Origin of the sequence: Bacillus sp. FSL K6-0073 (assembly GCF_038006085.1) — a bacterium.
Lineage (GTDB): Bacteria > Bacillota > Bacilli > Bacillales > Bacillaceae_G > Bacillus_A > Bacillus_A cereus.
The window spans coordinates 1,965,788-1,978,337 of record NZ_JBBOUN010000001.1 but is presented as its reverse complement, the minus strand read 5'-3'; the positions used below and the strand labels follow the sequence as shown (position 1 = coordinate 1,978,337).

The following is a 12,550-nucleotide window of genomic DNA, read 5'->3' as shown; positions in this document are numbered from 1 at the left end:
AAGCATCCATGTTATTGGATGCTTTTTTATGTTCATTCACAATCATCACATACTTCCCAGTACAGTCCCATTTCTAATGCTAAATACGGCTTTAACTGCAACCGAATCATTCGACTAGGCATGCGTTCTAAAACAAATTGAATACCTTCTTCATCTTCGTCTAATTCAACTTTTGAAATCGTAATTTTTTGCATAGTCGTAATGGGAATTCCATCTTTATATAAAGTGATTTTCACCTCATCGTATTCATTAAAATACAATTCGACACTCATTTGATTTTTCAGTATTTCATCACCAATTTTAAATGTATCATTTTGTTCTTGGATTATATATTTCCATCCGCCTCTATCTTCTTTCGGAGCTGTTTGAAATAATGTCTCCAAATCCTCGTATAGCATAAGATAACCCCTCTCTTACTAAAAAACGATGAGTATTTTATATACCCTTTATCTCTATCACTATCCATAGCTATTGTACCATATATCACCGTTCTTACCGTATTCATTTGCTTCATACACACTTATAAAATAACTAATTCTATCTCCATTATTATGTATATTACCTCATTACTCCATACACTCTTATAAGTTCAAATAACGACAGACTTTAATCCATGCAAATATTGTCTACTCTCCGCTTTTATTAGCTCACAGCATTCACAACTTTTACATATAGTAAGACTACCACAAATAAAAAAGGAGAGTGACTTATACCACTCCCCTTAAAAGAACTTCCCTATAGCTGCTAAAACTAATACGATTATTAAAATTGCAAATAATAATGAGACAATGAAACTAAAAATAGGTAACGCTTTCTTTTCATTTTTCTTAAATAGTAACTTTAAACTAAGAAAAATATTTACTGGTACAAGTATAAAATAAAAATATTTAACAATTTGCACCGAGCTATTCGAAAGTGTTTTTAATATAAACACTTCAATTAGAAAAACAATAAAAAATGAAATACTTAGCCAAAATGAGACGTAACTAAGCCAAGAATGTCTTTTTGTCCCCCAATACACTCCCATAATACTCTCCTTTTATTTGTATTCTATAGGTTAATAATTATACACAAAGCTAACAAATACCTCTATTTTTCGACAAATATTATACAAAATACCATTTTAAACGTCATAAAGGAAGTTTACATCTCCATTTGATTTTACATAATAAAACAGACTACCCTCTAGTGTCATAATGCTACTAGGGGTAGTCTGTTCTTTATTAAACTTTAAATCTCTCAATTAATACTTGCAACTCTTCAGCCATTTGAGATAGCGTACCCGCCGCTGATCCAATTTCCTCCATCGAAGCTAGCTGTTCTTCAGCTGAAGCCGCAACATTTTGTGTGCTTGTCGCATTATTTTGTGCTGTCATTGCAATTTGTCCTACTGAAATAGATACTTCATTTGCCCCTTTTGACATTCCATTAGCCGTTTCAACCATCGTCTTAATTTGATTAGCTATTTCATTTGTAGATTGTAAAATTTCAGCAAAATTTTGCTTCGTTTCATTTGCAATAACAAGTCCAGATTGAACTTCTTCATTTACATGATTCATTGATTTGACTGTCTTACCCATATCGTCTTGTATTTCGCCTATTAATTTACTAATTTCACTGGAAGATATGCTAGACTGCTCTGCCAATTTACGTACTTCATCTGCAACAATTGCAAAACCTCTTCCATGTTCACCAGCTCTTGCAGCTTCAATTGCCGCATTTAAAGCTAGAAGATTTGTTTGATCTGCAATGTTTTGAATTACTTCTAATATATCACCAATTTGTTTTGATTTATTATTTAATAACTGTATAACAGCATCTGATTGTGAAACCGATTCTGCAATAGACTGCATCTGGTTTACTGTTCTTCCTACTAGTTTCCCACCATCTTCTGCTTTTTCACGAGTATGAGCAGAAGCGATATTAATAGATGATGAACTATTTGCTACATGCTGAATTCCTTCCGTTACATCAAACAGTAACATAGCACCATTTTCTACACTTGTTGTTTGCGTCGTTGCCCCACTTGATATTTCATCCATTGCTGTTGTAATTTGCTCAGTTGCTTCACTCGCTTGTCTTACACTTGCAGTTAGTTCTTCTGATGCTGCTGCAACATGTCCTGCCGAAGTGTTAATCCTTCCAATTAACGTCCGTAATGAATTTGTCATCTCGTTAAAACCTTTCGCAAGTTGACCAATTTCATCATTAGAATGAATTTCAATTGTTTGCGTTAAATCCCCTTCACTTATTTCTTTAGAAGTGATAACTAATCTCTTTAAAGGCTTCGTAATTGAAAGTGTCACAAAATAAATAAGTACTCCACCTACTACTAACGAAATAAGCATAACAATTAACATATTATAAAATACAGGTTGAGCAGCTTCAATTACTTCAGTTGCGTACATCGTCCCACCAATTTTCCAACCTGTTTTTACGTTTGTAGCAAATACCATATTCTTTTCACTACCACCATAAGAATATGTAAAAGCACCATGATTATCTTCATAAATTTTCTTTGCCCAAGAATCAGCTGCTTTATCCCCTGATTTTTCTTGTGGATGAGCAATGATTTTTTGCTTTCCATCTAAAATGAAGGCATATCCTTTTTTACCAATATTGATTAACTTTGTTGTTTTTAATAAATTGTCTAAACTTAAATCTAGCGCAACAACCCCATTTTTATCTTCTGTTTGTTTTGCAATCGTTACGACAATATGTCCATTTCCTTTTGCCTTATATGGCTCGCTAACAACAATACCACCTTGTTTTGCCACTGCATCTTTATACCAAGGTCGTGTTGTTGGATCATAATCTGCTGCCATTTGTATATTTGGTTCCTGTACAAATTTCTTATCATTACCGGCAACATACACTTGTTCAACATCTATATTCAAATTGATATACTGAGATAATGTCTTTCTTAGCTCATCCTGATTATCCCCTTGATACATATTCCCTTGAATTACTCGTGCAAAGTTATTCACATCGTTAAATTTTGCTTCAATCATTTGATTGATTAAATTATCTAATATTTTTATATTATCGTTAGCACTACTCGTAATTTGTGATTCAAAATTCTTTTTAGCAGTTTGATAAGACATGCCCCCGATTATAGAAACGGCTGCAATTAAAATTACAAAGAATGAAATTAATAGCTTTTTTGCTACTTTCATATCACGAAACAAATTTAATAGTTTACCCATTATGAACCTCCTAATTTTCAAATTTAAAAGTTAAATTGAGTTAATTATGAATATTTCCCATTCCTTAATTATTATTTTCATAACCTATTATGGTGAATACTTTGTAAAGTTTAAACAATTAATTTCCCTTTGTCTATATATATGAATAATATTATTATAAAATTTACAAATAGAAAAAACCAAAGGGGCCCCTTTGGTTTTTACATTTTTTTATGTTGTTTAGAAATTTTCTTCCATTTATCACGCTCTGCTCTGGCAAGGATGGCATCTTGTTTCCTCATAAAATACGCCAGTTCTCTTTGTAATTTTTTATAGCTTTTCAAACGATCTATCGTAATAAGTCCGTTTTCAATTGCACTATACACCGCGCATCCTGGTTCATTCTCATGCTTACAATCACGGAAACGACATGTTGTCGCAAGTTCTTCAATATCAGAGAATGCTGTTTGAATCGCTTCGCTGCCTTCCCAAAGTTGCAATTCCCTCATGCCAGGCGTATCAATAACGAGAGCGCCACTAGGCAATTGGAATAATTCTCGATGCGTTGTCGTATGCCTCCCCCTACTATCCTCTTCACGTATATCTCCCGTTTTTGCTACATCAATTCCTATTAAAGCATTTAACAAAGTTGACTTTCCTACCCCTGATGATCCAACTAAAGCAATTGTTTTCCCTGAAGAAACGAATTGTTTCAACGAATCTATACCTGTATGCTCTAAACTATCAACAACGAAAATAGGAACACCAATTGCTATAGCTTCCGTTTCTACAATTTTCTCTTCCACATCATTACATATACTACTCTTTGTTAAAACAATAACTGGCATAGCGCCGCTTTCATACGCTAATAATAAATAACGTTCCATCCTTCTAACATTAAAATCATGATTAAGTGCATTCACTAAAAATAAATAATCTACATTTGCTGCTATAATCTGTTCTTCTGTTCTTGTTCCAGCCTCTTGTCTTGAGAAAGAGCTTCTTCGCTGGAAAATACGATGAATAATCGCTTTCTTTTCATCTTCTAATTTCTTTATATACACCCAATCACCAACTGCTGGATAATCGCCTTTCGTAACCGCTTCATGCCGAAACTTCCCAGACAGTTCTGCCATATATTCACCATCATTACAAATAATGCGATATATATGCTTATGCTCAAGTAAAATACGACCTACTTCATAATTTTTCTCTGTAACTTGTTCTTCAAAAAATGAATCCCAGCCGAAAGATTCTAAAATGTTTTGATTCAAATAAATATCCTCCCTAGTTTGTACTAAGTGGAAGGATTGCGAATTACCTTATATAATATCGCCCTTTCCATCCACCTTTGTATTTGGTTGATTATTCATATAAGTTATTTTCGCCATAATACATCACCCCGTTCTTATTTTAATTATTCTCATTATATGGAATTCTCCTATAAAAAGCTACATTATTTTACGTAATTTTCAAATAACTTTTTTTTGAGCATTCTAATTTGTCCTCGATGACTAATTTCATCTTCTAGCACATGAAACCATAGATAGTGCTGGTTATATGCTACACCGTTAGGCCACTTTCTTTCTGACATGAGCCACTCATCACCTTGTTCACTTAAATACTTCAGAGATTCTTCTCGAACACTTTGTAGAAGTTGTACATAATATTGTATTTCATGACCACGGATTGCTCTACCCGCTTCCCCTAAATACAGTGCATCTTCCCATATTTCTAATTCTTCTTTTGTAAAGTCACGATCTTGAAATGAAATAAGCTGATGAACTTTTTCAATAGCTGCTATATGCTTTAATAAGGCGCCAATTGAATTTCCGCTGCTTTGCATAATTAAATCTAATTGCTCAACTGATAAATTTTTTACTTCGCCTAATGTTACAGCTCTCGTATGCTCAAGCAGGCTTACTAATTCCCCTATTTTTTTGTATAACCAACTACACTTCTTATTCGATAATCTATATTCATATCACGCACCCCTTTCTGCATTCATATTATTGTAAAAATGATTCATATAATAGACTGAAATATATCTAAATTTTCTGTTACAATTAATTTGAATACAAATTATACCCAAACAAACTTTCTCAATATGCTTATATGAAATATTAAAAGGAATCAATATAAAATAATCGAATCTTATTCACTAAAAGGAGTGGATTCGATGGAGATGTATCAATGGCTAACCGCTGTTCTCGTTGGTGGCATTACCGGCTTCGTTTCCCATCTAATCAATAACCAAGGTAAGTTATTGCTTCCACGCCGTTTGAAAACATTTTTTCATTTTGGATTTTTAACTGATATTTTTACTGGTAGCCTAGCCGCACTTCTTGGGCTCGTTTTATTCGATGTCACCGCAATAAAAGAAATTATAAAAGTATCCATTGTAACTGCTATTTCCGGTCAAACTTTTTTACTACATCAAGCTCTTGGTGGCGAACAGGCTAAAAATACGCAAATTGGGAAAGCTGATGAGAAGATTCAAGAAATTGACAAATTATTGCGACGTTAGTGTATACTTTCTTTTAAAATTATTGTTATAATGAGAAATAAATATTTTCTATTGCGTCGTTTGTCAGGAGAAAGGGTGTTTCGTATGACAAAAAAGAAAATAGAAGATTTCTTAACAAACTCCGAAAAAGAGGAACTGCTAGAAAACTATAAATGTTTACGAGAAGCCCGCACAAAAAGCGAAGCTAACTATTTTGGCGAAGCAGTAAACCATCTATTAAATAAAGCAAAACAACGAATTATAAAAGATGCAGGTATACATGATGAAAATGCTGCAACTGTTCAATCAAAGAGAAAAGCACTGTTTTAGCTACATTAGCTAAAACAGTGCTTTTTATTACAATACTTTTCACATTACTTTCACATCTATTTCACAAATATAAGTAGTCCGATATGCTAAACTAAGTATATCCTTTTCCAAGGAACTATATGCCGATATATAAATCCCTATCTTTATAGGGATTTTTATTTTTTGATTCCTCATAACTTTGTTACAATACATTTCTTCTACTATCTCTATACTTTTAGTAACCACTTTAATTAAAAGCACATTCATGTATTCACACTCTTATTAATTCTGATTTGCGAAATATTTATACAAGCTTTATGATGCAATTCCTGTTTCACTATTTTCAGTAAGTTTTTCACTTTTTCTAAACAAAAATAAAGCTCCTATATATAGTAACGCAGTAAAACTACCTATAAGTATAAAATTGTGAGATATTGCAAATAACATTCCAGCTATTGCCGCACCAATCATTTGACCAATGTACATAGAAGCATTTGCAAGCGCGGCTCCTGTTCCTCTTGCTACACTAGACATGTTTTGTAAGTGCCTCATCATTAATACAAACAAAATTCCTGTCACAAAAAATAAAGCAAAGAACAATAACTCCACCAATACAATGTTCTTTACATGAGGAAGTAATACATATAGCACTGCTGTAAATATAATTCCACCATAGAAAGAAAGGTTATAACCAATTTTATTTACGATTCTAGGACCAAAAATATTACCAATTAAATTTCCTAATCCTAATACGAGCATAGCTGTACCTACTTCATGAACTTGTAAGACAAATTGAATGGAAAGCCATACACCAAAAAATGAAAATGCAGCAAAATTTCCGGTTTGAAAAACAAAGTATGCAAAATAAGAAAGTGAAACCTTTGAATCTGTAAGTAATTGTTTATAACGCTGTAAAATCGCTTTTTTATTTCCACCTATATGAACCGACTGTATTTCTGGTAATACAACATAAATAAGAATGACAAGTAGTGCTGATAATATACCAATGAAATAGAATGGAATTGTATAATGTATCGTTGCTAAATAAGCTCCCAGTGGCAGCCCTAAAATTTGAGAGATTGATACCCCTGCTGTTGCAACCCCAATTGCTTTCACAATTTGCTTCTTCTCTATAAGGAGCGGAATAGATGCCCACACTTGTGGAGATACAAAAGCTGCACTTACACCTGCTAAAAATCTAAATGTTAGCATCCATAAAAAACTCGGTGCAATTCCACAAAAAAACGTACTTATTGCAAAAAAACTCATACCTAGTACCATTACTTTTTTTCTGTTTAATCCATCTTATATAGGACCAGCCACAAGCGCAAATCCAGCATACCCTAAAGCATACGAACTCACCATCCATCCTGACAACTCAGTTGAAACATGATACACCTGTTGCAATGTCGGCAACAGTGGTGAAATTAAGAAAGTATCTGTACCGATCATAAACATTATCATAAAAAATACAGCTAGTACTCTGTTCATTTAGACCTTCTCCTTATATAAACAGAGGGTACTCTCCCTCTGTTTAACTAATCTTCTAAAATAGATTGGATTTCTTTCATGACTCTTTCATTCAATGCAACATCTACCGCTTTCACACTTTCTCTTACCTGCTCTGCCCGCTTTCCACCAGGTATAACAGTATCAATCCCTTCTTTATTTAATAACCATGCTAACGCTAAATGAGACACTTCAATATCATTTTCTTTAGCTAGCCCTTTTAACTTATTCACTTTCTTAAAATTACTCTTATATGTATTTTCTTCAAATAGATTTACATTTTGACGCCAATCGACTTCATTTAATTTAAAATCTTCTGTATATTTTCCGCCTAATATTCCAAAAGCAAGAGGCCCATATGGAATAAATGAAATACCCGCTTCTATACAATACGGCAACAGTTCTTCCTCAGCTGTACGTTCTAACATATTGTATGGAGATTGTACAACATCTATATGACCATGTTGATTCGCCTCTTTTAATTGTTCTATGTTTACGTTCGATATTCCAATTGAACGAATTTTCCCTTCTTCTTTTAAATGAGTAAGCTCTCCGATTGAATCTATGTAACTTGTTTCAGGATTTGTAAAATGTAAATAATATAAATCAATATAATCAGTCTGTAATCTTCTTAAGCTATTTTCCACCGCATTCCTTAAATAACTTGGTTCATTGTTAATATAAGTTTCTCCATTTAACAACGGTTGAATTCCACCTTTTGTAGCAAGTATAAACTCATGACGTTTTCCCTTTAATACTTCTCCTACTAATTCCTCTGATCTACCGAAACCATATGAATCTGCTGTATCAAAAAATGTAATCCCTTGCTGAATAGCTTCTTCTACTAATCGCTTTCCTTCTTCTTCATTCACATCAGCATATAAATTATGTCCCCCTACTGCATTTGTACCTAAACCCAACTTTGAAATATTTAATCCTGCCTTTTGCAATTTTGTATACTTCATTTTTTCTCCCCCTATATTTCTATTGTTCGAATATATTCGAACAATAGAAATATACCACTTTATATGTTATAGTGCAAATATCTTAACTTATACAAGTAGGTGAAATATGCGTACACTCTATCATCCAAATCGAGAAGAAATTCAATTTTCTTCTGTCTTATATGCACTTAGCGATCAAATTCGTTTACAAATTGTAAATATGTTACTAGAGAAAAATGAACAATCTTGTGGTGCTTTAAACATCCCTGTTGCAAAATCAACTTTATCTCACCATTTCAAAGTTTTACGTGAGTCAGGTGTTATGTACACGCGCCTTGAAGGAACACAACGTTTCATTTCAATTCGTGAAGAAGATTTAAATGCTAGATTCCCAGGTTTATTACAAGTTATATTACATGCGACAGAGCCATATTAAAAAACATCTCATATTCATATGAGATGTTTTTTTTATATGGCTATTCTTTTAATAAATCTATTAATCCATTCCCTTCAGATGTACGTTCGTACCCTAAAGGTACAGTTCTTTTAATGAGTTGTGCATATATTTCCGGCTCCGATAACTTTCGACCGTATTCTTTCTCACACTGTTTAATGAGCAAGGCGAGCGCTCCAGCAACATGCGGCGTCGCCATGGAAGTTCCACTTAACACAGCATATTTTCCTTCTGGATACGTAGATAATATTTCATCACCTGGCGCTACTAGATCAATTTCTTGATTTGAATTACTAAAACATGCAATCTTCCGCTCTAAATTAACGGCACCAACTTCAATTACCTCGGAGTACGCACCCGGAAAGTCTAGTTCCTCTGTTTCATCATCGCAATCTCCATTATTTCCAGCAGCACATACAACGAGAACATCCTGCTTTACCGCATTTTGAATTGCTTCATGTAATTCTGGAACATCTTGCGGACCACCAAGTGACATTGAAATAATTCTCACTTTCTCTTGATTCGGCCCTCTCCAATTTACAGCATAATGAATTGCCTCAATAATTTGCTCATAACTTCCAGAACCATCTCCCGCTAAAACTTTTAATACTAACATTTTAGCAAGTGGTGCAACTCCTAATACACCGACACCATTTTCAGTCGCGGCAATCGTTCCCGCAACATGAGTACCATGTCCGTTATTATCAAGATACACATTTGGATCAGCTTCATAATCTTTTGTGAAATTTCTTCCGCCGATAATACGATCTTTTAAATCTATATGATTAGTATCACACCCTGTATCTAATACGGCAACGACTACATCTTGCCCCTTCACACTCTTTTCCCATACTTGCGGAGCGTGAATCAGTTGTACACCTGGTGGAATTTCATTTACTTGTTCTACCACCTTATTTACGGTAAACGGAATCAATTGTATATCTTTTTGTTTATTCACTGTACTACTCATCGTAATCCCTCCTGAAAATGTATTATTTTCATTTCAGACCACTTTTGAATACGTGTAAATGTAACATTCGTTTTATTCTTTTTGTTTTCCTTCTTTTCAAATATTTCTCAACATCATTTACTACCTCTATAATACTTCTTTATTTTCCCTATGATTTGTAGGAAGTAACAACCCGAGTCGTTCAACTAATAACCAAAATAAGAGGACCAATTAATGGTCCTCTTACAGTCTTTTAAAAGAATGATATGTAATTTGAAAAATAATATAAATTAAGACTAAACCTCACTCTTGTTTAAAAACTTTTCTATTTCTTTTACTAAATATTCCGCTCCCTCTATACCAACTGTAATATTTCCATTTGCTAATGTAATATTCTGCCCTGAAACATCACCTGTGATTTGGCAAGCATTGTAAGGTTGATATTTTTGTAAAATGATTTTATCTGCTTCTACAAAAATTTCAAGCGGTGATTTGATTTGTATTCCCAATACATCGCGTAATTCTTTAGGGATAACAATTCGTCCTAATTCGTCTACTTTTCGAATAACTCCTGTTGCTTTCATATTTCTCCCCCCTTACTCTCTATTAATTTTTTCACCTCGCTTTTTCCATTTTATCACTTTTTGACAATACTTGCCTCTTTTTAGAAAATTTTGTACTCGAGTTAAAAAAACACATTTAATGCATACGTAATCTCTCTTTCAATTGTTTTACATAACGGGATCTTATAAGTAAGAAGTATACAACTTGAATACCTATGAAAATACTTAATACAACTGTATTTTCTTTAAACAATGAGTACTCAAACATTTGCCCTAACGCCGTTAAGGCTACTGCTCCATGTAATGTTGCAACACCAATTGGAACGAAGAATAAAAGGGCCAATCGAATTGTAACTACCTTCGATAATTCCCTACTTGTCAATCCAACTTTACGAATCATTTCGAACAAGCGAACATCATCCTCCAAATCGGAGAATAAACGGAAGTAAAGGAAACTTCCTGCGCAAACGAAAAATACTATACCAATAAAGAAACCTACAAATAAAATCGGTCCTGCAATTTGTAAACTTTGGTTTTGCTCGTACTCTTCCGCACTAAACGTTGAATATTCTTGATACGGTTTAATTTGATGCGTAAGCTCTTTACCAATTTCAATCTCATCTTTCGTTCTTTCAGTTTTATACATATAATCTTTTGTCTCTATAAACCCATCTTGTAATGAATCATATTGACTATTAGAGATTACATAAACATTTCCTCTTAATATTTTCCCCAATGAAGATGAAGTAACTTTTTTCACTTTTAAATTTTCATTCATATTAGGTAAAGTAATTTCTTTTCTTTCTTTCATCGTTGGCCCTGGTATATTAGCTGACAAAAATACAACTTCTTTATTTGCTACAGTATTAAATGGTTCTTCTGTTAACTTTGCATATTTCTTATAGTCTGATTCTTTTATAAAAATGGCGCTTCTTAACGACTGTTCCTCCGTTTTCTTTGTCGAAATATTAGTTTTTGAAGCTGCTATACTATGTTTCTTTAATCCTTTGTCAATCATTTGTATATGCTGTGATTCGTTACTATTCCCTTGCTTAGAATGGTAATGAAACGAAATCGGTCTCTCCATTATCCCTTTCGTCATGGATGCGAAGCCAACTAATGTCCCTATTGCGGAAAATGCTACAGTAGAAATAATGGTTACAATAAAGAACATTCTTGCGTTATCTCTCATGCGATACGCTAAATCTGATAACGTAATAATATTAGTCTGTGTCCAATAGAAACGTTTACTTTTTTTACATAATCGAATAATAAAGACACTCAGCTGCTTGTACAACAAATACGTCCCAATAATAACTACCGTTGTAACAGGAATCATCATAATAAATACCATTGCTCCATGTGATAGAAGAGCTCCTACATAGCCAGCACTAAGCAATACTACTGCTAATATGGAAGAAATGATTGATGCTTTCGGTTCCGGTTTCGCCTCTGCCGATCCTCTAAACAACTTCATAATCTTATTTTTACGAATCATTCCTGCACTAAACAATGATATGATCATAAATAAAATAAAAAACATAATACTCGTTACAACAATTGCTTTCATCGGTATGTAATAGGATAAGGAGATATCTAGTTTCAATATCATCGGAGCCAAAAATAGTAATACCCCTGAAAATAACATACCTGAAAGAATACCAAAAATAATTGCCCCTATTCCAATCATAATATTTTCAAAAAAGATTAGACGCTTTAATTGATATTTCGTCATACCTAACATCATTAAAATCCCTAGTTCACGCTTTCTCGTTTTTAAAAACATTCCCATCGAATATAAAATAAAGAAGAATGTAAATAAGTAAATAATAGACTGTGCAAAAGACATACTTACGAATACGTACTGACCTAATTCTCCTGCACTTAATGCCGGATGAAACGCAAAAAATGAATACACAAAAAAGGCCATAATTGCAAATGCACTACTCAAAAAATAGGCTGAGTATGTCCGTCTATTTCGGGTTACATTCCGATATGCTAGTTCTCTAATGTTCATATTACTTCTCCGCCCTTCTACTATCTATGTTTTTATATTAGTAAAGTGCGGAAATACCTTCCATCGATTCAAATGACAAAAACCTTACATTTTTGAAAGGTTTAAAAAAATTGC

12 protein-coding genes and 3 pseudogenes are annotated in these 12,550 nt (G+C 33.3%); 3 read left to right on the top strand and 12 right to left on the bottom strand.

What is annotated here, in order from left to right; genetic code table 11:
- Positions 1-32: 32 nt before the first annotated feature.
- The 6 genes and pseudogenes from MHB52_RS10360 to MHB52_RS10340 form a co-directional block, all read right to left on the bottom strand.
- Positions 33-398 carry a DUF3979 family protein gene (locus MHB52_RS10360; RefSeq protein ID WP_016117642.1) on the bottom strand — a complete coding sequence of 122 codons (366 nt, stop codon included), beginning with the start codon at positions 396-398 and terminating at the stop codon, positions 33-35.
- A gap of 323 nt (positions 399-721) precedes the next feature.
- Positions 722-1,027, bottom strand: a complete 306-nt coding sequence (locus MHB52_RS10355; RefSeq protein WP_000539571.1) for a hypothetical protein — start codon at positions 1,025-1,027, stop codon at positions 722-724.
- Between the two features lie 196 nt (positions 1,028-1,223).
- Positions 1,224-2,042 carry a methyl-accepting chemotaxis protein gene (locus MHB52_RS36790; RefSeq protein WP_408732993.1) on the bottom strand — a complete coding sequence of 273 codons (819 nt, stop codon included), beginning with the start codon at positions 2,040-2,042 and terminating at the stop codon, positions 1,224-1,226.
- Positions 2,043-2,165: 123 nt separating this feature from the next.
- Positions 2,166-3,104 (bottom strand): annotated as a pseudogene (locus tag MHB52_RS36785) (HAMP domain-containing protein); the annotation flags it as partial.
- 302 nt (positions 3,105-3,406) lie between these two features.
- Complete coding sequence (rsgA, locus tag MHB52_RS10345; RefSeq protein WP_001073077.1) at positions 3,407-4,459, bottom strand: ribosome small subunit-dependent GTPase A; 1,053 nt, start codon at positions 4,457-4,459, stop codon at positions 3,407-3,409.
- Positions 4,460-4,641: 182 nt separating this feature from the next.
- Positions 4,642-5,168: pseudogene (locus MHB52_RS10340) on the bottom strand (DinB family protein).
- 196 nt (positions 5,169-5,364) lie between these two features.
- Here MHB52_RS10340 and MHB52_RS10335 point away from each other — a divergent pair.
- Both MHB52_RS10335 and MHB52_RS10330 read left to right on the top strand, forming a co-directional pair.
- Positions 5,365-5,712, top strand: a complete 348-nt coding sequence (locus MHB52_RS10335) for a DUF4257 domain-containing protein (RefSeq protein WP_000426317.1) — start codon at positions 5,365-5,367, stop codon at positions 5,710-5,712.
- An 84-nt stretch (positions 5,713-5,796) separates the two neighbouring features.
- A complete protein-coding gene (locus MHB52_RS10330) occupies positions 5,797-6,021 on the top strand; it encodes a hypothetical protein (protein WP_000162602.1) in 225 nt (74 codons plus the stop codon).
- A 39-nt stretch (positions 6,022-6,060) separates the two neighbouring features.
- Here the strand turns inward: MHB52_RS10330 and MHB52_RS10325 are convergent, their stop codons facing one another.
- The 3 genes and pseudogenes from MHB52_RS10325 to MHB52_RS10315 all read right to left on the bottom strand — a co-directional run bounded on the left by MHB52_RS10325 (position 6,061) and on the right by MHB52_RS10315 (position 8,474).
- The gene (locus MHB52_RS10325; RefSeq protein WP_001101741.1) at positions 6,061-6,267 is read right to left on the bottom strand and encodes a hypothetical protein; all 207 of its coding nucleotides are present in this window, start codon (positions 6,265-6,267) and stop codon (positions 6,061-6,063) included.
- 48 nt (positions 6,268-6,315) lie between these two features.
- A pseudogene (locus MHB52_RS10320) lies at positions 6,316-7,491 on the bottom strand (MFS transporter).
- 47 nt (positions 7,492-7,538) lie between these two features.
- Positions 7,539-8,474, bottom strand: a complete 936-nt coding sequence (locus MHB52_RS10315; RefSeq protein WP_016117639.1) for an aldo/keto reductase — start codon at positions 8,472-8,474, stop codon at positions 7,539-7,541.
- A 106-nt stretch (positions 8,475-8,580) separates the two neighbouring features.
- On the opposite strand from MHB52_RS10315, the gene MHB52_RS10310 reads away from it, so the two are divergent.
- Entirely contained in the window at positions 8,581-8,889 is a 309-nt protein-coding gene (locus tag MHB52_RS10310; protein ID WP_016117638.1) for an ArsR/SmtB family transcription factor, read from the top strand.
- A gap of 40 nt (positions 8,890-8,929) precedes the next feature.
- On the opposite strand, the gene MHB52_RS10305 is transcribed toward MHB52_RS10310, so the two are convergent.
- The 3 genes from MHB52_RS10305 to MHB52_RS10295 all read right to left on the bottom strand — a co-directional run bounded on the left by MHB52_RS10305 (position 8,930) and on the right by MHB52_RS10295 (position 12,436).
- Positions 8,930-9,877, bottom strand: coding sequence for a serine protease (locus tag MHB52_RS10305; protein WP_061663504.1), 948 nt, complete (start codon positions 9,875-9,877; stop codon positions 8,930-8,932).
- Between the two features lie 275 nt (positions 9,878-10,152).
- On the bottom strand, positions 10,153-10,440 hold the full coding sequence (locus MHB52_RS10300; protein WP_000648325.1) for an AbrB/MazE/SpoVT family DNA-binding domain-containing protein: 288 nt from the start codon (positions 10,438-10,440) through the stop codon (positions 10,153-10,155).
- Positions 10,441-10,555: 115 nt separating this feature from the next.
- Positions 10,556-12,436, bottom strand: a complete 1,881-nt coding sequence (locus tag MHB52_RS10295) for an FtsX-like permease family protein (protein ID WP_061663503.1) — start codon at positions 12,434-12,436, stop codon at positions 10,556-10,558.
- Positions 12,437-12,550 lie beyond the last annotated feature (114 nt).